The sequence below is a fragment of the Streptomyces sp. NPDC006335 genome, from assembly GCF_040612795.1.
Taxonomy (GTDB): domain Bacteria; phylum Actinomycetota; class Actinomycetes; order Streptomycetales; family Streptomycetaceae; genus Streptomyces.
The window spans coordinates 47148-67736 of record NZ_JBEXQX010000029.1; the positions used below are offsets into that span (position 1 = coordinate 47148).

A 20589-nucleotide genomic window follows, 5' to 3' on the forward strand; every position below is an offset into this window, starting at 1 on the left:
ACCTTCCGGCACGCTTACGGCATGCTGGAGACCTCCGGGCGGCTGCTGAAGCTGCTTTCCCTGCTGCAGGCCCACCGCGACTGGTCCGGGGCCGAACTCGCCGAACGCCTCGGTGTCAGCCGACGTACCCTGCGCCGTGATGTGGAGCGGCTGCGCGCGCTCGGCTACCCCGTCAACGCCACCCAGGGCACTGCGGGCTACCGGCTCGGGGCCGGGGCCACGCTGCCGCCGTTGCTGCTCGACGATGACGAGGCTGTCGCCGTCGTCGTCGGCCTGCGCACGGCGGCCGGTGGCTCGGTCGCCGGCATCGAAGGGTCCTCGCTGCGCGCGCTCACCAAACTCGAGCAGATGCTCCCACCCCGGCTGCGGTACCGAGTGAACACCCTGCACACCGCTACCGTCCGGGCCGGCGCGGCCCCGGCTCCCCAGGTCCGCGCGGACACCCTCATGGCCATCGCGGAAGCGTGCCGCCGACGCGAGCGGCTGCGCTTCGACTACGCCGGCCCTCGCCGCAGCCGCGGCCGCAGCACGCGCTCGGTCGAGCCGCACAGTCTCGTCAGCTTCGACCGCCACTGGTACCTGGTCGCCTGGGACACCGACCGCGCCGACTGGCGCACCTTCCGCGTCGACAGACTCACGCCGCGCACGCCGACTGGACCGCGGTTCACCCCCCGCGAACTCCCCGACACCGACGTGGCCACCTACCTGGCCCACCGACTGTCGTCGCGGACCTGGCCGTTCCAGGCCACCATCACCCTGCACGAGCCCGCCGCAGCGGTCACCGACCGCGTCTGGCCCGGCATGGGCGTCATCGAACCCGTCGACGACGACACCTGCCTGCTGCACCTGGGCGCCGACACCCCGCGCGACCTCGCCTGGATGATCACCTCGGTCGACGCCGATTTCACTCTCACCCACGCACCACCCGAACTCGCCGACGCCCTGCGCGCCCACGCCGCCCGCTGCTTGAACGCCGTACGCAGCGCATAGGCACCGGTGCCGCCACGCAGGCGTCGCGGAACCTCGGGACGCGACCACCAAGCCCGATCACTGCTCAGCAGGCCGATGAGGTCGGGAACGCAGTTAACCGGGGAACGGCTTGCTCGAGTCTTCCTCAGCCTTGATGCACGCGTGGAGCCTCTTCTCGAGAGCGGTCGCGTCGCTGAGCGCCTTCCGCGCCGCCGCGGTCTGGCCCAGTCGCTTCAGCTTCGCGGCCTTGTTCTTGAGTTCGTCGATCTGCTGGCGCAGCTGGTTCTTGTCACAGGTGACGGAGGCCTTGACCGAGACCTGGCCTTGCTCGGCCGACGTGGCGGCGTGAGCGGGCACAGAGGTGATGAAGAAGCCTCCGGCGATGGCCGCGGAGACGACGAGAGCGGAGATGCGCTTTGTCATGAGTTGTTCCCCCAAAGTGGGCTTGCGTTGGTCGAAGTTGATCTTACGCACTGTTTGAACCCGCCAGTAACCGGCCCGCGACGCGCTGACCAAGCGGGCTTTCCGCCGTCCGCGCCGACATGCTGGAGCTGGTCGCGCGACTCGGTGACCGTTGCGCGGCCGAGGCCAGGCCGACCGCGCCTGGACTCGACATTGCGGTGCGCCGACGGCAGCACTCGGGGAGGGGGTTCGCGGCCTGGCGCCGTCGGCCCACGAGGAGGACCTGCGGCAGCTCCCTAATCACCTGATAGCCGCCGCCGGCTGGCAGTGCGCCTGCTGACCAGGCTCGTGCCGCAGGACGAGGACCTCGTCGCCGTCGACCGAGTGGCTGCGAGGCGGGCGTCGTGTGCGCTCTCGGGGAGAGAGCTGCCTGGCGCCGAAACCGCCGCCGACCTTGTGCGCGACAAGTTCGGCCCTCGCACACGCGGACCCGCCGCCGTCTTCCGCCGCGCTTCGTGACCCGACCTCGCCACTCGGGCCCGTTTGAGGTGGGACCGATGCTTGGCCCGCCGGGACTTCGCAGCCATGCTCGGCAACTGCCGCACGACGTGGCCGTCGACGTCTCCCTCCACCGCACAGGGCATCCCACCAGGCACCGTCCGGGCCGTCCGCAGGCCCGTCGACTGCGGTCATGTCGCCGAGCCGGCGAGAGCTCCACCGGCAGCACCGTGCCCAGCGCTTGGCGGCGCTCGTCACCAGGGACGACGGTGCGGATTCTCTTGGTGATCAGTAAGCCGCCGTCGTCGCCGGACGGTCGGCTCGGCAGGCCGAAGTTCGGCCCCCGTCGTCTTTGGGCTCAGGATGAACTTGCCCCCGAGCCAGAGGACGAAGAGGTGATGGCAGCGGCCAGAAGGGTGTCGATCTTCTTCGGTGACATCGCTCTTCTCCCTGCGTGCCTTGGTGAGCTGGGGCTGGTGACCGGGCGGTGAGCCGTGGGCTCAGGTGAGGGCGGTGACCAGCAGGGCGAAGGCTGCAAGGATGACGGCGAGGCGGACGTAGTGGAAGCGCTCCCAACGGTTGAGCTGCTGCTTCCAGTCTGCGGGGCGGTTGTCGGGGGTCCACGTCTTGTTCCGGTTGTTGATCGGGACGAGCAGCAGGACCGACATGACCACACTGAGGATCAGCAGCGCGCCCGCGGTGACGACGAGGCCGGTGCCGTGGTTTTGCCACCCGGCGGCAGCCCAGACGCCGGCGAGGACGAGCGAGCCGATGTACCAGACCGGCATCACGGCGCCGAGCATCCGACCTCCGTGGGCATGGCCGAGTTGGGCGCTGTCCTCCGGGAGGGCGTTGAGGATCCGGTTCATGACGAAGGCGACGGAGAACTCCACCCCCACCATCACGCCGACGACCACGGTGGTGATGACCTCAAGTGCGTTGAGCATGATGAACCCTCTCGGAATCTAGTGTTGCTAGCTGATGTGGCAACGCTAGACCTGCTGCCGCTCTGTTGTCTAGCGGTGCTAGGATCGGATCATGTCGGTACAGGAACGCAAGCAGCGCGAAAGGGCGGAGCGCGAGCGCCTCATCGTGGCGACGGCCCGTGAACTAGCCGAGCAGCAGGGCTGGGACGCGGTCACCACCCGCCGACTCGCCGAGCGCATCGAATACAGCCAGCCCGTCCTCTACAGCCACTTCCGCGGCAAGCGCGAGATCATCGGCGCCGTTGCCCTTCAGGGCGCCACCGAGATGGCCACGGCGGTGCGGGCCGCGACCGCCGCCGTGGACGGCCCGCGCGAGCGGATCGCCGCCCTCGCGCACGCCTACCTCGACTTCGCCGAACGCAACCCGGCGGTCTACGACGCCATCTTCCAGCTCGACGGTGGCCTGGCGTACGCACAGCAGGACACCCCGGAACCTCTCAAGGACGCCTTCGCCGCGTTGCTGGAGAGCCTCGGCGAGGGCGCCGGGGACGGCGTCGATCCGGGGCTGTTCACCGAGACGTTCTGGGCGTCCCTGCACGGGCTGGCGACCTTGACCCGATCGGGACGGCTGCCCCCACAGCACACCGAGGCGAGGGTCAGGCTGCTGGTGGACCGACTCGCCATCCTCTGACAGGCCGTCCCGGTCGGCACGCGGCGGGGGCTCTCGGCTCCGGCCGCTGGTTGCCTGCGGCGTCGCTTTTCGGCCACTCGCGCCCACACAGCCCAGATCGCCGAGCCGCGTACGCCCGATCGGTCACCCGCCCCGAAGCGGCGGTGCTCATTGATCACGACCCGATACGTGGGGCTGTCCGCGATGCACCGACGGCCCCGTGTCATAGGCAGCTCCCGTCAGAGCAGGTCGAACGTCTCCTCGATGAAGTAGAGGAAGCCCGCCAGGCAGGGAAGGTGCCCGCAGGCAGAGGGGGGTGCCCAGGTAGCGGGGCTAGGAGCCGCGGAAAGTCACCTGAGCGACAGGGGAAGAGATCCGCCCAATCGTCCTGGGGATGGGCAGATCATGCGCCGGGTGATCGCGGGGCGGCGAGATACTGCGCGGACTGTCCGACCAACTACGGGAGAACATCCAGCCGTTCGGGCGCGCGGAGTGACCAGACGTGTCCGATCCACGAAACGCAGGCGCCGATACCGCTGACGCAACCGCACTGGCAGCGTGAGCAGGCCACATTGCCGGACCGTCTCGCCGGCGCGCCATTCGCCTCTCGACCCCTTACGCCGTACCAGGCGGAGGTTCGCCTGATAGCGCGAAAGTGGTTCGGTCGGCGGTTCAATCACGACTTTCTTTCCGGCGCCGTGTCACGGTGCCACGCAGGTCACGGACAGGGGTCCGAGCCAGTCGACAGGGATGGAAGGCGGACATGTCTCACGTGAGTCCTGCCCGTACGAAGCTGCGGGACGGCGCTACGGCTGATCTCAGTACCGGATGGGTGGACATCAACGATCGTCAGGGATTGCAGGACGCTCTGCAGACGGCGCTGGCCCTGGAGCACGCCACGATCCCGCCCTATCTGTATGCGCTGTTCTCTCTCCGGCCGGGCAAAAACCGGGAGGTCGCCGGCATCATCCGCAGCGTGGTGATGGAGGAGATGCTGCACATGGCGCTGGTGGCCAACATCCTCAACGCGATCGGCGCCACACCTCAGATCGCCCACCCCAGCGCAGTCCCGCGGTATCCGGGGCCCCTGCCGGGCGGGGTCATGCCCGGTCTGACCGTCTCCCTGCGCCGCTGCTCCGTGGAGCACGTGAGGGACGTCTTCATGGCCATCGAGACGCCTCACGTCCCGCTGAATCCGGCCGGCCGCCAGGCCCTGGCCGCCCTGGAAGCCCACGACATCGTCCTCACCGAGCAGGGCGAGATCCACGACTGCCCGGACCATGTCCTGCTCGCGCCGCGGGAGTTCTTCCAGCAGGCCCTGTACGACGACGGCACGCTGGGCTGGTTCTACCAGCAGATCGCCTCCGCCATCATCGACCTCGACAGCCGCGAGGATCTGTTCAACGGCGACCCCGCTCATCAGGTCATCTGGCCCAAGGCACCCGGCCGTCTCTACCGGGTGACGGACGCGCATACCGCGCTCTGGGCCGTCCTGGAGATCATCCGCCAAGGAGAGGGCACCCCCACCGATCCGACCACAGGGTCGCTTCCCGACAGGTCCGGCTCCGGTCCGCAGTCTGCACCCGCCCAGGAGGACACCCGCCGATGAACCCGGAGATCAGCCGTCGTACGGCACTCGAAGGCGCCGCCGCACTCGCGGTGCCCACTGCGGTCGCCAGTGCCCCGACGGTCCAAGCGGCAGACGGCCGCCGTCCCGCCCTCACCGCCGACGACGGCGCGTCGGGAGGGGTTCCTGCAACCGCACCATCCGAGGAACTGGCGCACTACTACCGGTTCCAGGAGATCGTCGAGGGGCGCCGCATGGTCTACCGCAGCGGCCAGTGGCGCTTCGAAGGCTCTCCGGTCGAGTTGGACCCCAAGGGGATCTACCCGATGGTCGACGACCCGGACCCCACCCGCTTGCCCGAAGGATCACCCGAACGGAAAGCCGCCGAAGCCTGCGACCAGACGTACACGACGATCCTTGCTGTCCTGCAGCGTGTCTTCGACGGCCACCCCGGCGAACTCAGACACGCCGCCGACCTGATGACCCGACTGGAGAAGCAGGCACATCAACTGGCGGAGATGCCGCGCACAACGGGAGGCCGCACGGTACTCGGCCCGGCCTTCCGGCTCGTCGAAACGGACCGCGGCGCCGACGCCTGATCCGACGCATCCGCAACGGCCCAGCGTGATCAAGCAGGTCAGAGCGTCTGTGGGGGTGTTTCGCGTGCCGTTCTGAGGGCAGCGCAGGATCGACAACAAGCAGCGCCCGACCCACAGGGGCCGGGCGCTCAGAGCACGCCGTTCGATAGTCGACCTTCCAGCCAGTTCAGTCCTCCACGACGAACGTGAACAGCACGCCGTAGCCGTAGTGCAGGACATTGTGCGAAATGACGCGTCCGTTTCCGAGGGCCTGTGCCAGTTGCGGTCGTTCTTTGGACAACGACGCGTAGTCCAGGTTCATGGAAGCAACTGCCCCCAACTTGTCGGGCATGAAGCCGTGTTCGTTCCAGGCCACCAACCGTTGCGCCATGTGCCACCCCTCGACGTAAGATCCCGACACCCCTCTGAAATGAGCCGGGTCCGGGGATGCTACCGATCTAGTGCCGGTTCACGCCTGGTCCAACTCATAGACGCCGGCGCCAGCGACGGTCGCTGACGGGTGTTGTTCTCGGGCGTGTGCGCACGCCGAGTGGGCCAGAGTGGTCAGGAGGCCCTGCCGGGACGCGTCCACCCCCTGACATGTCCGGCGAACAGGCCGTGTACTCAGCTCGCCGATCGGGAGCGAGCACGAAGGCTGCGTAGCCGACGAAACGCAACGGTGCGTCGGGCACCTGACCGGTCCTCTCCAGCAGTTCGCCTGCCGCAACGCGCCCACCGGGCGAAGCAGGCGGGTTCGTTGCTTTCTGGCCGGTGAGTCGCAGGAACCGACGCGTGAGTGGTTCACCGACAGCTATGAGTATGGCGGGTTCGCGGCCGAACGAGCTCGGGGCGAGCGGCCCGTCGTCGCTGCGGTGTGTCTGGCCGGTCGGCGATCTGAGTGCCGCGGTCGGAACGGGCTTGACCTTGACGCTGGGTCAACCCTCCATCCTTCCGAAAGGAGCTTCCGCGCAGTCGCCTGGAGCAGCTCCGCGAAGGAGGAAGATGACCATGACAGCCCAATCGATCGCCGGTCCGGCGATTCGCGTGCAGGGTCTGGAGAAGTCGTACGGGCAGCTCGAAGTGCTGCGCGGTGTGGACTTCGACGTGGCGCCGGGCAGCATCTTCGCCCTGCTCGGTTCCAACGGAGCGGGCAAGACCACGACCGTGAGAATCCTCGCCACGCTCCTGAAAGCCGACGCGGGGGCGGCGAACGTCAATGGCTTCGACGTCGCCACGCAAGCGGCGAACGTGCGGGAGTCCATCAGTCTCACCGGACAGTTCGCGGCCGTCGACGAGATCCTCAGCGGTCGGGAGAACCTCGTACTCGTCGCCAGACTGCGCCACCTCAAGGACCCCGGTGCGACCGCGGACGACCTGCTGAGGCGTTTCTCGCTGACCGAGGCGGGCGCGCGGAGAGTGTCCACGTATTCGGGTGGGATGCGCCGCCGGCTGGACATCGCGATGAGCCTCATCGGGAATTCGCCGGTGATTTTCCTGGACGAGCCGACGGCCGGTCTTGACCCCGAGGCGCGCATCGAGGTGTGGGACGCAGTCAAGGAGCTCGCCGGCCACGGAACGACGGTGCTGCTCACCACGCAGTATCTGGACGAGGCAGAGCAGCTGGCCGACCGGATCGCGATCCTCCACCAGGGGCGGATCATCGTCAACGGCACCCTCACCGAGCTCAAGCAGCTCTTCCCACCCGCCAAGGTCGAGTACGTCGAGAAGCAGCCGACCCTCGAGGAAATCTTCCTCGCAGTCATCGGCGGCAGCGACAAGAGCGAGGTCACTGGCACGACAACTGGGGGACGAGGATGACCACGTACTTCTTCAACGACACTGCCGCGCTCACGGGGCGGACCCTGCGCCATGTCACACGCAGCATGGACACCATCATCACGACCGCCATCACGCCGGTCGCCATGATGCTGATGTTCGTCTACGTGTTCGGCGGAGCCATCGACACCGGGTCGGTTCCGTACGTGAACTACATGCTGCCCGGCATCCTGCTCATGACCATCGCCTCAGGCATCTCCTACACCGCGTACCGGCTGTTCACCGATGTGAAGAGCGGGATCTTCGAACGATTCCAGTCCATGCCGATCGCGCGGTCGGGTGTGCTGTGGGCCCACGTCGTCACCTCGTTGGTCGCCAACCTGATCGCGCTCGTGCTCGTCGTAGGCGTCGCTGTGCTCATGGGCTTCCGCTCCGGGGCAGGAGTGTCGGCATGGCTCGCTATCACCGGCATCCTGCTCCTGTTCACCCTGGCGCTGACCTGGCTCGCCGTGATCCCCGGGCTTTCTGCGTCGTCGGTCGAGGGCGCTGGCGCGTTCGCCTACCCCCTCATCTTCCTGCCGTTCGTGAGTTCGGCGTTCGTGCCCACAAAGACGATGCCCGGCCCGGTGCGCTGGTTCGCCGAACATCAGCCGGTGACGTCGATCGTCAACACGATCCGAGACCTGTTCGCCCAGCAGCCGGTCGGTGACGACATCTGGACCGCCCTCGCGTGGTGCGTCGGCATTCTCGTCGTGGCGTACATCTTCGCGATGGCCGCCTATCGCCGGAAGATCGCCTGAGGCAGGCTGAGCCCCATGCTCACCATCAGCCAGCTTGCGGCGTACGCCGGCGTGACGGTGCGGGCGGTACGTCACTACCACCGGATCGGGTTGCTGCCGGAGCCTGAACGCGACCGGTCCGGATACCGGACCTACGACGCTGCCGCGGTTGTGCGACTGATCCGGATCCGCACCCTCGCTGACGCCGGCGTGCCGCTGGCCCGCGTGCAGGAACTCCTCGACGCCGGCCCGGAGGAGTTCGCCGACGGCGTCCAGGAGATTGACAAGGCCCTGCGTGCCGAGATCCGGCGGCTGCAGGACACTCGCAGCCGGCTCGCCAGGCTCGCCGCCGGAGAGCACCTGGCGCTTCCGCAGAGCGTCGTGGACTACCTCGACCGGCTGCGCGGTCTCGGCGTCGAGGAGCGGTACATCGAGATGGAGCGGGACGCCTGGATCATGATCGCCGCCCAGGTGCCGCATTCGATCGACTCCGTGATCGCCAAGAAGCACGAGGAGCTGGACGACCCCGACATGGTGAAGCTCTACAGCCTTCTCAGCGGGGCACTCGACTGGCCGGACAACGATCCGCGGATCGTCGAGGTCGCCGACATCATGGAGCGTCTGATGATTCGCGCTGTGGAGGCCGGAGAGGTGGGTGCCGACGACGGTATCGACGACCAGTTCGTCGAACTGCTGGACTCGACCATGGTCGAGTCCTCACCGCACGCCGCAAGGCTGTTGGCGATCCTGGAGGAGCGGGGCTGGAGGGGCTGGACCCGCATCGAGCGAGTGCCTGCCACGAGACTCAACACTGAGCTGCCGCCATCGTGACGCTGTTTGGGGGTGCACATGCTTCTCGGGACGGCCGTCTGCCTCAGTGAGGAACAGGGCCGAGGCGGTAGGGGTGGGCAGCGTGGATGTACTTCATGGCAGTGGTGATGGAGATTTCGAAGACACGGACGAGGTGGAAGGGATCTTCGGTCTCGCGGACCTCATCCAGGATGCTGTCGGCGCGAACTGCGCGCAGAGTCAGACCGGCGGGGTCGAAGCGCCTGTAGATGTAGTCCGCGGAGACAGGATCGGTCGCGCTGGCGGTCTGTTGAGTGACCAGGAGGTGCGCGTTGACGGTGCGTGGCCAACGCTGATGGCGGTAGCGGAGCCAGGCATGCAGTAGGGCATCTGTGGTGTCGTCGAGGTGGACGAGGTTGCGCAGGTCGGTGCCGCTGGTTGCGTGGAGGGCGACCAGGGCGAGAACCAGGCGGGTAGCCGGGTTGGAGCTGATCTCCAAGAGCCCGGCCAGCCGGTCGGGGCCAGAGTTGTGGGCAACAGTTCCTGACGGGTTGTGCGAACGCCGCGGGTGGGGTCGGCGAAGCCGAGCTTGGTGTGCTTCAGGGCTCGAAAGAGCGACCGGATCGCCACAGCGCGCTCGCGGGCGCGTGGGCCTTTGACCGCGGTGACAGCGGTCGTGACGTCAGCCTCCGTCACCTGACGCAAGGTCGTGCAGCGGGTGGTCCAGCCAGCGAGCGGCGCGGCCAGGTAGATGAGGTAGCGGCGCATAGTGGCGTAGTCAGTGACGCGGTGGTGGGGCCTGCTGAAACGTCACGCATGACACCGACCCACGTGCCGAGTTCGTCGCTGATTCGTGGAGAGAAGGCGGCGATGGTGCGCTGGACGAAAGCCTCGTGGCGGTTGCGCCGCAGGGGAAGTTGAAATTACAGCAGTGAATCCTGAAATGCAGGAGAACGGCCCAATATCCTGAGAGGCCGATGCAGGAGACCATCGAGCCTCCTGCCAGCTGAAATGGAACGACGCGTCGATCAGCCCCTCAGGGAACCCGCTCGTACTCCAGTTGGCTCCCACGACTGGCGGTAGCGGTCGAAGACCATCAGGACTCGATCGGCGCGCCAAAGGGCGATCAACGCCGCCGGTAGCGGAGCGTCAGCCGGTGGCAGGTTTCCGTTCCGCTTGCGAGGGAGATCAGGGTGTTTCCGCGATCGTCAATTGCAAGCGGTGGGGCTCCGGTGTGAGACACCTCGTCAGGATCCCAGTTCTTGGCCATGGAAGTTGTGCCCATCAGGACGCGTGAGCCGCGATGCGGACGAGGGCCTTTCGGAAACCGCCTCCGCTACTGAACTCGTCGCCGATGCGAAGCGGTTCACCCGGACCGAATCCGACTCGCCCCCTGATCCGTTCGGTCCCGCGGTCGGTCGAGAAGCGGCGGCGTCCCTTTCCACGTGCCACGCGGTATCAGAAGGACGACGGGACCGGGAGCCACACGCTCATCCAGTGTTCGACGCCCCACTCCTCGAACCGCTCCACCTCGGTGAACCCCAGCTTCGCTGCCAGGCGCATCGAGCGGTCGTTGGCGGTCTGGGTGCAGAGCTCCACCGGCTCGCCGGGAAGCACGTCGGCGAACCAGCCGAGCGCTGCCGCGCACGCTTCGGTGGCGTACCCGCGTCCCCACACCTTCGGCAGGAACAGGTAGCCGAGTTCGGCCGCCCCGGTACCCGGACGGACCTGGCTCCGGTGCTCGGCGTCGCGCCGGTTGAGCTCGATGACGCCGATCATGGCGCCGTCGAGCTCGATCACGAACAGTCCGAGCCGCCGCCCGGGCACCGCGGGCATCTCGCGCTCCAGCTCATCACGCGGTCGAGGGCCACCGAGGTAGGCATTCACCTCTGACGATGAGAACAGCTCGACGAACGCCGAACGGTCCCGGGCCTCGGACTCGCGCAGCACGAGCCGCTCAGTCCGTATCGGCTCAGGTGGCCAGGCGACGGATTCCAGCTCAGTCATGGCGGGCAACTTATCCAATGGGGGGAGTTGCAATACGCCTACTGAAACAACTTCCATCGGCCCTCGGAGACTACTTCGACGACGCCGTCGGCCACCTTGATGGCGGTCTGTTCGTCAATCGCGTACGCCGGACCCGCGATCCGAGCCGCCCACCGTTCTGCCTCGGCCATGGTGTTCTCCGGACAAGCCGGATGATCCAGGTGCGGGAAGATCGAGAAATCAACCGCGCCTAGCGTGGTGTCGCCGCCGGTCGGTGGCTTCCAGCCGATGAAGTTCTCTCCGATGCGCGGGGTCATCACCATGCTCCCGGCGCTGAGTCCCACGTAGACGGTGTCAGACAGTGACGGCAGGAGGTCAGCCAAGCCGGATTCCCTCATCCAGTGGCACAGGTACAGCGCGTCGCCGCCGTTGACCAGCAGGGCGTCGACCTCCCGGACCCAGGAGCCCCAGAGAGCTTTCTCGATACTGGGCAGAGCCGTGAGCTCCAGCACACCCACCGATTTCCACCCCAGGTCGGTCATGGGGCTGGGGGATCGTCCGCTGATGAATCGCCAGGGCCCGCCCGGATCGGCGTCCGGAGCTCCGTACCCGGCGGTGGGGACGCACAGGGCGCTGGACTCGGCGATCGGCTTGCCCAGGAGGTCGACCAGCGCGTCCTGGATGCTCGCGTTCTTGATACCGGAGTCGGTGAGGAGAAGCTTCATCGTGTCCTTCCCGAGTGCTGGCCGCATGCGTTCAGCAACCAGCCGTTCGCCTACGCGTCAGGACTGCCACCATGTCATGGCTGCAACAGGGACAGGCGGCCCTTCTTCCTGATCGGTCTTGTGCAGAGGGCGAGGGAGTGTGTGCCCGAGCACGTCCGTCCGCCGGTGGTTCTTGCACGGCCGGTCAGCTCGTTTGTGTCGCGCCGTACCGCGGCGCCGCCTTCGGTGGGCGTCGGCCGGAATCGGGGTGGTGTGACGTGTCCGTGGGCGGTGACGGATCATCAAACACATGTCTGACACATCTCGACGAAGATTTCTCGCCGCCTTCGCGGCCTCTGCCGCTGTTTCGCTCACCGGTGTGGAAGCCGCCTCCGCGCGTGCCGCCGCGGCTGTTGACGTGCCGGCCTTCCCGGGGCCGGGAAGCCTGCCCTCGGCCCGTTCGTGGGTCTCCATGGCGCCGCTCGGCGCCGCGCACTTCACTTCGTTGGCCCTCACCGTCCCCCTCACCGCCACCGTGCTCTCCGGCACCCCGGCCCGTACCGAGGTGACTTCCGGGGGCAAGCGCGTCGCGCTGCTCACGCACGGCGCGCGGACCGTCGTACTGCCCGGCCCGCAGCGGACGTTCGCGGAGAACAAGCGGCCCTTCGTGGACGACTTCCAGCGGACGTTGCCTGACCTCGCGCTGGGCGAGGAGGAGCGGGTGTACTGGGGCACCTCGGCCGGGGGTGGCAAGTGGGTCACTTCCGAGACCTTCAAGTCCGACTTCTCGGTGGTGCCGGGCGCCGGGATCATCGACCTCACGAGCGCCGGGTCCAGCCGGCACGCCAGTTTGCGCGACGACGAGATCACCGACGTCGACGCACGCTGCACGGCCCGCTTCGACAAGGTCCCCACGGGGCAGGCCTGTTCGTTCGCGCTGACCTTCGGCTACACCAGCACGCAGAACCACTACCGGGCGCGGCTGTCCTTCCTCACCTCCGGGGCGGTCGAGATGCGGTTGGAGAAGGAGGTCAGCAACGGCGTGGAGCCGTTGGAGACGGCGATCACCCTGGCCACGGGCGTGCCGGCGAGGACCGACTGGACGATCCGGGTGCGGCGGGAGGGCACCCGGATCCAGGCGAAGGCCTGGCAGTCGGCGTCGGCGGAGCCGTCATCGTGGGCCTTCGACGTCACCGACTCCACGTCCACCTTGGTCAAGGGCCGGGTCGGAGTGCGCGCCTTGGCCAACGAGGGCTGCACCAACCTGCCCGTCCGGTTGTCCGTGAGCCGCCTGGAGGTGGACGCCGCGAACTGGGCGGTCCTGCCGTCCGTCACCCACGGCGACTGGGTGCGTGTGCTGCCCGAGCCGTTCGACGGCACCTGGACGCCCGAGCTGGAGCAGACGATCCGCGGCTGGGCCGGATCCACCGTCCCGGACGTGCTGGCATACGCCGCGATGTTCCTCGGCGGCGGTGCGGCGGTCACGGCCGGCGCGGGACCCGCCCAGGGCAAGCAGGTGCTGGGCGAGGCCGGGTACGGCTATCTCGACGCCCACGGCTACCGGCTCGAGGGCGCCGATTTCCACGAGTACATGAACGTGGGCTGGACCTTCCCGGACGGCACGTACAGGGGTCCGTCCAGCAAGCAGGTCGGCAACCTCGACTGCTCGGGCTACACGCGCATGGTCTACGGCTACCACCTCGGCGTGCCCCTGGCCGCCGGGGAGGACACCTCCGGTACGCGGATCCCGCGCAAGTCACGGCACATCGCCGACTACGCGCCGGGCGTGGTCGTCGACCGCTCCACCGGGAACACCCCGCCCGCCGCAGCCCTGCTGCAGCCCGGCGATCTGGTGCTGTTCAACGCCGACTCCAGTGACGACGGGGCCAGCCTGACGATCGATCACGTCGGCATCTACTTGGGCCTCGACGCCGGCGGCAAACGCCGCTTCCTCTCCAGCCGCAAGACGGTCAACGGGCCCACCATGTCCGATCTCGGCGGCGCGTCCCTCCTCGACGGCTCGGGGACGTACGCCAGGACGCTGCACACCGTGCGCCGTATCTGAATCAGGGCAGTGGGCACGGGCGGCCTGTGAGGAATGGGTGAGTGTGAAGAGCGGAACAAGGCAACCATCGCGCCTGTCGCGAAGGCACGCGCCGAGCCGCCGTGCACGGCCACTGCCACGGCCGCTGTCACTGCCATGCGCAGGGTCGTGCACCCTCTCGGAGTGCTGGAGCAGGCGGAGTTGCCGCCGGCCCAGCACTCCCCAGACGTGGCGCAAGAACGACACACACCACCTCTGCCTCCAGAGTGATCTGTGACACCGCTGTGACCGGAGGTGTGGGTTCCGCCACAGCCCGCGGAAGCGTCCGCCTGGTGGGGTGGGCGGATGACGACCGTCTCCCGCACCGCTCCCGCCGTCCTCGCCGCTGTCCTGCTGCTCGCCGCTTGTGGTTCCCAGAGCGGCCCGCCCGGCGGGGATGTCGACGGCGGCCCGGTCCGGGTCGAGGCGCAATGCCCGCCGGACGTCGCCCAATACGGCAGCTCCCCGTCCTTACAACCATCCCCTCGGCCCTCGGGCACGCCCACCCCGTTGCCCGTGCCCCCGGTGGAAGGTGACGGCGGGGCCGAGGACGGCGTCAAGATCACCGCGCTGTACGCCTGGGGCCCCAACAGCGGCTGCGCGGGAGCCGACTACAGCGCGGACTTCGAGATCACCAACCAGCAGAAGCAGACCGCCACTTACACGCTGACCATCGGGTTCCTCTCGGCCTCCGGAGGCCCGGTCGACAACGCGGAGCACACCGTCGAGGCGGTCGCGCCGGGACGGACCGTCAAGGGCACCGTCGTAATGGGGGAGAGGGCCGGGAACGCACCCGAGGTGACGGGAGCGGAGGTGAGCAAGGTGCGGAGCGTTCCCGAGGACGAGGCGCCGTCCGCCTCGGGAGACTGCCCGGAGTCGGGCATGCACCTCTACGCCGACGAGGGGGACGCCGCGATGGGGCTGCGGGTTGTCGGCCTGCACCTGGTCAACTGCGGTACCCGGCCGATCCGGCTCAACGGCTACCCGAAACTCGCGATCCAGGACGAGGACCACCACCCCGTGGACGGCGTACGGATCCTTGAGGGGACCGACCAGATCAGTACCGGCCTCGGCGGGGACAGCAGCCCGCGACCCGTGGTCCTGAGTCCGGGCGAGGCTGCGGTGACCGGGCTGGCCTGGCGCAACACCACTCAGTCCGGCGAACCGGTGAACGCGCCCTACGTCCGCGTCTGGGCCACGCCCGCTGCTGATCCCGTAATGGTCGTGCCGGAACTCGACCTCGGGACGACCGGGAAGCTCGGCGTGGGTCCGTGGCGTACGGACGAGACATACAGGGACCCCGCCGACACCACCGACGTGCGTCCGTGATCGAGCTCGCCGCGCTGATCGCGTGCGCGCTCGGCGTCTACCTGCTCGCCAACCCGCGTATCGCCTCCGGGATCAAGGTCGTCGTCCTCACCGCGCCACCGGTGGCCGGAGTCGTATGGCTCCTGGACGAGGTGTTCGACAGGCCGTTCACCGGCGGGGCCGTCGCCGCGGTGTTCGTGGTCGTACTGATCGCGCTGAACGGGCTCCTCGGCCACCCTCGCCTGCCGACCTGGACGAAGATGATCGTGTTCGGCACGGTTCCGGTGACGGCGCTGGCCTGGTTGCTGATCGTCACGGCGGACGACACCATCAAGGATCCCGGCGAGGACCCGTGCTCCATGTACTACGGAGGCGTGGGCAGCTCGAAGGCGTTTCCCCCACAGGCGTACTGCCGCTATGAGGACGGCAGCACCCACGACCTCGCCACCGGCTCCCAGTTCGTCTTCTGGGTCTGCTTCGCCGTCAGTCTGGTGCTGCTGTCGATCGGACTGTGGCAGGTCGTACGGGACCCGGGGATGCTCGTGCGGCAGTTGCGCTGCAAATGAGAGCAGGTCACCGCCCAAAGCCGAGACCGCCTGACACGACGCCCCACGACACGACACGACACAGACGGGGGCGGGACGGCCGGCCTTCCCCCCTCAGTCCCACCCAAAAAACACAGGAGACGACATTGAGCGAGGGCATCACGTGGCTGAGTGACGCCTGGCGCGGAGACGCCCCCGTCCTGTTCGTCACCTTCGCTCGCGGCATCGGCCCCCGTGACCTCGTTGTCCGGCTCGGTGCCCGGCCGGGAGAAGTGCTCGACCCGATCACCTTCGCCGAGGCTGAGAGGCTGACGTTCAACGAGCGAGAATCAGCGCGCGTGGCCCGCTTCGGTGAATGCGCGGGCTGGTCGTACGCGGTGGAGCAGGGCCGGCCCTCCAAAGCGCGGTGGGCTCACTCCGCCATCTCCGCGGGCGGGGTCGAGGTCCTGCACTTGACCCCGAAGCCGGACGACCCGCCCAGGGAGTGCTGGTACTACCGCGACGGCCGAACGGTCGGTCGCTTCGACATCGGCGACACCCCGGACGAGGACATGGCGTTCCTGCTCCCGGCCTTCGAGGAAGCCGGCCTCCTCGATGATGACGCGAGCGAGGACTTCGACTCGTTGCATGCCACTCTGAGCGCCTTGCAGCAGCACTTCCGGCTGTCCCTGCCACGCCAGGACATCCTGAACGGCCGACTGCCCGCAGCGGTGACCGCGACCGTGCCGCCGGAAAACCTGGGGGATTGAAGTGCCTCAGGGAGCTTGTGCAAGCCCCAGGTCTTGTCGCTTCGAGGCGAGGCCGTTCGTCCGGGGCCGTAGCCGAGGCGGATCACATCCGGGCGCGGTGAGGACGGGCGTCTTTCGAGGGGATGAGCCGTTCACCCTGGTCAGGCCACTCCAGGGCCTGGCTCAGGAGCCATGGGCGGATTCCGTGCGCGGTGGCGAGGAACAGGACCCGTTCAAGGGCCTGGCCTGCGCGGAGCCAGTCGGTGCGGCGGTCGTGTGCGGTGGTCAGTGCGACGATCGTCGGCCGTTTCGAGAGGGAGCGTGCGGCGAATACCTCGGGATGCGTCCCAGGATGCCTGGGGCCGAGCGCCTCGGGTGGCATGCCGAGGCCGAAGCCGTCCGCTTCCCGTACCCAACGGCGGCTTTCCCGCGCCCTGTCCGCGTCGCTGGTGTCGCGGTGCTCCGCCTCCTGGCGAGGCGCAGCACGCGGCTGGTCCGGAGAGGGGAGAGGTGGTGCAGTCGGGCGCTTTCCGTGTGTGCCGCCTGAGGGAGTTCGGTGAGTGCGGGGGCGGACAGTGGCCGTTCCGAGAAGGGGTAGCGGCTGGTGTGCCGACGCCACACGGAGGCATCGGGGCGTCCGGCTACGGCTGGAGCGCGGACGACTCGACGTCGAGGTCCCGACATCCCACGTCGGCCCCATCGACCTCCGGCTGCCGGACGGGCGGTGAGCGTGGAACCGGGGGAGACTTGCCGGCTGATCCTGGCGGACTCAGAAGGGCAGGGCGGCGCCTCGCGGTACCGACAGCCTCTCGCCGGTGGGGTCTCGGTGCGAGCAGCGCGCAATGGCTGCCGATCCCCGACAGGTGCCGCCCCCGGCGGGTCGAGCGTGACGCTCGGACTCGACGAGCGGCGTACTGGTGATCATGAGTACAGATTGGTTCGCTTGTGGCGGATCCCGCCTGTGGCGCCTGGTGGTGCCGGCACCCGGGAGAGCCGCGCGACAGGAGGACTGGTGCATGGCTCATGACGGCAACGACCGAGGCAATGGCGCAGATTCTGCTCCTACGCCACCGAGTGGGACGCGTCCGCTGCGCATGACCTCGATGCCGGTGACTCGGACTCAGAACCTGCGCGTGCTCGAGGGCCGTTTCGTTCTCGGGCGGGTGTCCGACGTCCGCACGGTCGCTGCCGATTCCGGCCTGCTCGCGCTGGTGCTCGGCCCGGACGGAGGGGCGGCGATGGTGCGCGACGACACCGCCGAGGACGGCTGGGCGGCGCTGTGGAACGGCGATGACGCGCACGACCCGGAGGCGACGGGGATGCTCAGCGCCATCGTCGCACCGCTCGCCGCCGGCGAACTCCCGGTCTGGACGGCCGCCAGCTACGACGGAGACCTCGTGCTGGTCCCGCCCGACCGGCTCGAGGAAGCGGTAGGAGTACTTCGCCGGGCCGGGCACCGGGTGACCGTATGACGGAGGCGGGCCGAGCAGGACCTTTCTCGCACCCGGCCGGCCGGCGGCGCAGACATGTGACCCGAAAGCGTCCGCCGCCCTCCATGTGCGCCCACTCAGTCCTGCGAGTCGGTACGACTTTTCTGTCGCCCGACCCGCGCCGGTGATGTGTCCAGCCCGTAGCCTGATCGCCGTACCCGACAGAACCTGAGCGCGCCTGATGCCGACTGCCCTGAGAGTGCGGCGTGCTCTACCTAAGTGCGGCGCTTGTGCAGTTCGACTGCCAGCGGCGTGGCGGTGAACATCGACGAGTACGTCCCCACTGCGAGGCCGATGAGGAGGGCGAGAGCGAAGTCGGTGAGGGTGTCGCCGCCGAGGACGGCCAGCGCGGTGAGGATGAACGCGGCGCCCATGCCGGTGTTGACGGTGCGGGGCAGCGTCTGCAACAGCGCCTGGTTGCCGATGCGGTCGAGGGGCGCCCTGCGGTCACGGCGTCCGAGCTCCCTGACCCGATCGAAGACGACGACGGAGTCGTTGACGGAGTAGCCGATCACGGTCAGCAGCGCGGCGAGGAAGGCGCCGTCGATCGTCTTGCCGAGCCAGGCGAAGACGCCGATGAGGATCACGACGTCGTGGGCGAGGGCGACGACCGCGGAGGTTCCCAGCAGCCAGCGGAAGCGGGCCGCGAGATAGATGAGTTGCGCGCCGAGGGCGACGACGAGAGCTGTGAGGGCGCCGTGGCGCAGTTCCTCGCCGAGGCTGGGGCCGATGGCTTCGTCGCGGATCTTGTCGGCTCGGTGGGTCAGGTCGGTGACGGTGTCGGTGATGGCCGCTGCCTGGGTGTTGCTCAAGTGCTCGGTTCGGACGGTGAGTTGGTTGTCGCCGGAGGTCTGGACGACGGCTCGGGGGAACCCGGCGTCGGCGAGAGCTGCGCGGGCCCGGCCTGGGTCGACGGGGGCGGCCGTGGTGTATTCGATGAGGCGGCCACCGGTGAACTCGACGCCGAGGTCGAGCCCGCGTACCGCGATGCCGGAGGCGGCCAGGACGAGGGCGACGCAGGAGGCGGCCAGCCACCGGCGCGGGTGGCGCATCAGGTTCGGGTTGGTGCGGCTGAGGCGGGCGCGGACGGCGCCGGTGTGGGCGATGCCCGTGAGGCGGGGCAGGCGGCGCAGGCGGGGGCGGGCGATGGCGTAGTCGGCGAGGGCACGGGTGATGACGAGCGCGCTGACCATGGAGGCCAGGACGCCGATGCCGAGCGTGACACCGAAGCCGCGCACGGGCCCGGAGGCGAGGAAGAACAGCAGTCCGGCGGCGATGAGAGTGGTGATGTTGGAGTCGGCGATCGCGCTGAAGGCCCTGCGGAATCCGGAGGTGAGGGACGATCGTGGGGTGGGGCGGTGACCCGAGGTGTACTCCTCACGGGCGCGTTCGAAAACGAGCACGTTGGCGTCCACCGCCATGCCGATCGCCAGCACGAAGCCGGCGAGGCCGGGCAGGGTGAGGGTGGCGCCGAGAGCCGCGAGGGCGGCGTAGGAGATGAGGCCGTAGCAGGCCAGGGCCACGGTGGCGAGAACACCCATGATCCGGTAGACGGCGATGATGAACAGCGAGCTCAGCGCGGTGCCGATGACGGCGGCCCAGGCGCTGGCCGTGATGGCGTCGGCGCCCAGGGTGGGGCCGACGGTGCGCTGTTCGATGGTCTCGACCGGTACCGGCAGGGCGCCGCCGTTGATGAGCAGGGCCAGCTCCTTGGCTTCGCTGTCGTCGAAGGTGCCGGTGATCCGGGTGGAGCCGCCACTGATGCCGGAGCGGCAGGCGACGGAGGGATCGACCTGCGGCGAAGAGATGATCTTGTCGTCCAGGACGATGGCGACCCGGCGGCCCGGGTCTCCGGCCGCATGGCAGGCGGCCTCACCGGTCAGGCGGGCCCAGCCCCTTTCTCCTGCTCCTCTGAAGTCGACGGTGACATGCCATCCGCCGCCGCCCTGCTGGTCGAAGCGGGCGGCTGCCTCCTCGACGTCCTTGCCGGTCAGTGAGGCCGCTCGCAGGCGCAGTAGTTGGCCGGACTCATCCGCCAGCACCTGCTCACGGGGCCGCTTGGGCAGCGGTTCGGGCAGGTCGTCGGCGTCGGCTGCCGTGCCCAGTACCTGGTGGAAGGTGAGCTGGGCGGTGCGGCCGAGCACTTCGGCTGCCTTCCGGGGGTCCTGGAGGCCGGGCAGTTCGACGATGATCCGGTCGTTGCCGGAGCGGGCGATGGTGGGTTCGGCGACACCGAGAGCGTCGATACGGCCGCGCAAGACCTCAACGGTGCGGTCCGTGGCCTCGGTGTCAGCGCCTGAATCGGCGGTGGGCCGGGTCTCCAGCACGATCTGGGTGCCGCCCCGCAGATCGAGTCCGAGATGGACGGGGACGGTGAGCGCAACGAACAAGGACAGGGCGACGGCAGCGAGGGCGATCAGCCCTCTGATGTGCGCGGATCGGTTCACAGGGGCCTCCGGCAGGCACACCGCGGCCACGACAGTGACCGCGGTCAGGAAAGGAGAGGGGCGGGGGAAGGGTCAGATGCCGGAGGGCGAGGGGGTGCCCGTACCCCGTGAGAGTGCGCCGGCTGCTGTGGTGCCGGAGGGACCTCCCGGGGCACTGAGGTCTGCGCCGGCCGGAGCGGCCCGGCGGCTGTGCCAAGGGACTCGGGGAAACCGGAAGTCGGCGGAGCATGGCGTTCGTCGGTCGCATCACGCTGATTGCGAACGGCCGGGGTGGAAATGGCCGGGTCCGCGTTGTCTGCGTGACGCATGCCGTGCGATGACTTGTTGTCCGCCGGGTGCCCCGC

The 20589-nt window shown here is 68.6% G+C and carries 19 protein-coding genes; 12 read left to right on the plus strand and 7 right to left on the minus strand.

What is annotated here, in order from left to right; all coding sequences use genetic code 11:
- The first annotated feature begins 21 nt into the window (after positions 1-21).
- Positions 22-990, plus strand: a complete 969-nt coding sequence (locus tag ABZ098_RS42495) for a WYL domain-containing protein (RefSeq protein ID WP_356599989.1) — start codon at positions 22-24, stop codon at positions 988-990.
- 93 nt (positions 991-1083) lie between these two features.
- Here the strand turns inward: ABZ098_RS42495 and ABZ098_RS42500 are convergent, their stop codons facing one another.
- Positions 1084-1392 carry a hypothetical protein gene (locus ABZ098_RS42500; RefSeq protein WP_356599990.1) on the minus strand — a complete coding sequence of 103 codons (309 nt, stop codon included), beginning with the start codon at positions 1390-1392 and terminating at the stop codon, positions 1084-1086.
- 977 nt (positions 1393-2369) lie between these two features.
- The gene (locus ABZ098_RS42505; RefSeq protein WP_356599991.1) at positions 2370-2816 is read right to left on the minus strand and encodes a DUF1772 domain-containing protein; all 447 of its coding nucleotides are present in this window, start codon (positions 2814-2816) and stop codon (positions 2370-2372) included.
- Between the two features lie 91 nt (positions 2817-2907).
- Here ABZ098_RS42505 and ABZ098_RS42510 point away from each other — a divergent pair, with 91 nt between their 5' ends.
- From ABZ098_RS42510 to ABZ098_RS42520, 3 genes are all read left to right on the plus strand, one after another.
- The gene (locus ABZ098_RS42510) at positions 2908-3486 is read left to right on the plus strand and encodes a TetR/AcrR family transcriptional regulator (protein ID WP_356599993.1); all 579 of its coding nucleotides are present in this window, start codon (positions 2908-2910) and stop codon (positions 3484-3486) included.
- Positions 3487-4321: 835 nt separating this feature from the next.
- Positions 4322-5074: a ferritin-like protein gene (locus tag ABZ098_RS42515; protein WP_356599995.1), complete on the plus strand. Its 753-nt coding sequence runs from the start codon at positions 4322-4324 to the stop codon at positions 5072-5074.
- Positions 5071-5631, plus strand: a complete 561-nt coding sequence (locus ABZ098_RS42520) for a hypothetical protein (protein WP_356599996.1) — start codon at positions 5071-5073, stop codon at positions 5629-5631. The genes ABZ098_RS42515 and ABZ098_RS42520 overlap by 4 nt, the downstream gene beginning before the upstream one ends.
- A 166-nt stretch (positions 5632-5797) precedes the next feature.
- Here the strand turns inward: ABZ098_RS42520 and ABZ098_RS42525 are convergent, their stop codons facing one another.
- Positions 5798-6001 carry a hypothetical protein gene (locus ABZ098_RS42525; protein WP_356599998.1) on the minus strand — a complete coding sequence of 68 codons (204 nt, stop codon included), beginning with the start codon at positions 5999-6001 and terminating at the stop codon, positions 5798-5800.
- A 617-nt stretch (positions 6002-6618) separates the two neighbouring features.
- Here ABZ098_RS42525 and ABZ098_RS42530 point away from each other — a divergent pair.
- Genes ABZ098_RS42530 through ABZ098_RS42540 form a run of 3 tightly spaced genes read left to right on the plus strand, consistent with a single transcriptional unit; the run spans position 6619 to position 8996 of the window.
- Positions 6619-7428: an ATP-binding cassette domain-containing protein gene (locus ABZ098_RS42530; RefSeq protein WP_356600000.1), complete on the plus strand. Its 810-nt coding sequence runs from the start codon at positions 6619-6621 to the stop codon at positions 7426-7428.
- The gene (locus ABZ098_RS42535) at positions 7425-8186 is read left to right on the plus strand and encodes an ABC transporter permease (protein ID WP_356600002.1); all 762 of its coding nucleotides are present in this window, start codon (positions 7425-7427) and stop codon (positions 8184-8186) included. The genes ABZ098_RS42530 and ABZ098_RS42535 overlap by 4 nt, the downstream gene beginning before the upstream one ends.
- 15 nt (positions 8187-8201) lie before the next feature.
- Positions 8202-8996, plus strand: a complete 795-nt coding sequence (locus tag ABZ098_RS42540) for a MerR family transcriptional regulator (protein WP_356600004.1) — start codon at positions 8202-8204, stop codon at positions 8994-8996.
- Between the two features lie 43 nt (positions 8997-9039).
- Here the strand turns inward: ABZ098_RS42540 and ABZ098_RS42545 are convergent, their stop codons facing one another.
- The 3 genes from ABZ098_RS42545 to ABZ098_RS42555 form a co-directional block, all read right to left on the minus strand.
- Complete coding sequence (locus tag ABZ098_RS42545) at positions 9040-9453, minus strand: hypothetical protein (protein ID WP_356600006.1); 414 nt, start codon at positions 9451-9453, stop codon at positions 9040-9042.
- Positions 9454-10412: 959 nt separating this feature from the next.
- A complete protein-coding gene (locus tag ABZ098_RS42550; RefSeq protein WP_356600008.1) occupies positions 10413-10961 on the minus strand; it encodes a GNAT family N-acetyltransferase in 549 nt (182 codons plus the stop codon).
- 38 nt (positions 10962-10999) lie between these two features.
- The gene (locus ABZ098_RS42555; protein ID WP_356600010.1) at positions 11000-11665 is read right to left on the minus strand and encodes a Type 1 glutamine amidotransferase-like domain-containing protein; all 666 of its coding nucleotides are present in this window, start codon (positions 11663-11665) and stop codon (positions 11000-11002) included.
- Between the two features lie 289 nt (positions 11666-11954).
- Between ABZ098_RS42555 and ABZ098_RS42560 the strand changes: the two genes are divergently transcribed.
- The 5 genes from ABZ098_RS42560 to ABZ098_RS42580 all read left to right on the plus strand — a co-directional run bounded on the left by ABZ098_RS42560 (position 11955) and on the right by ABZ098_RS42580 (position 17780).
- Positions 11955-13709, plus strand: a complete 1755-nt coding sequence (locus tag ABZ098_RS42560) for an NlpC/P60 family protein (protein ID WP_356600012.1) — start codon at positions 11955-11957, stop codon at positions 13707-13709.
- A 324-nt stretch (positions 13710-14033) separates the two neighbouring features.
- Positions 14034-15056 carry a DUF4232 domain-containing protein gene (locus ABZ098_RS42565; RefSeq protein WP_356600014.1) on the plus strand — a complete coding sequence of 341 codons (1023 nt, stop codon included), beginning with the start codon at positions 14034-14036 and terminating at the stop codon, positions 15054-15056.
- On the plus strand, positions 15053-15601 hold the full coding sequence (locus tag ABZ098_RS42570) for a hypothetical protein (RefSeq protein ID WP_356600016.1): 549 nt from the start codon (positions 15053-15055) through the stop codon (positions 15599-15601). The genes ABZ098_RS42565 and ABZ098_RS42570 overlap by 4 nt, the downstream gene beginning before the upstream one ends.
- Before the next feature lie 125 nt (positions 15602-15726).
- Positions 15727-16329, plus strand: coding sequence for a hypothetical protein (locus tag ABZ098_RS42575; protein ID WP_356600018.1), 603 nt, complete (start codon positions 15727-15729; stop codon positions 16327-16329).
- Between the two features lie 1088 nt (positions 16330-17417).
- Entirely contained in the window at positions 17418-17780 is a 363-nt protein-coding gene (locus ABZ098_RS42580) for an ACT domain-containing protein (protein WP_356600020.1), read from the plus strand.
- Between the two features lie 233 nt (positions 17781-18013).
- Here the strand turns inward: ABZ098_RS42580 and secD are convergent, their stop codons facing one another.
- On the minus strand, positions 18014-20245 hold the full coding sequence (secD, locus tag ABZ098_RS42585) for a protein translocase subunit SecD (protein WP_356600022.1): 2232 nt from the start codon (positions 20243-20245) through the stop codon (positions 18014-18016).
- Between the last annotated feature and the right edge of the window lie 344 nt (positions 20246-20589).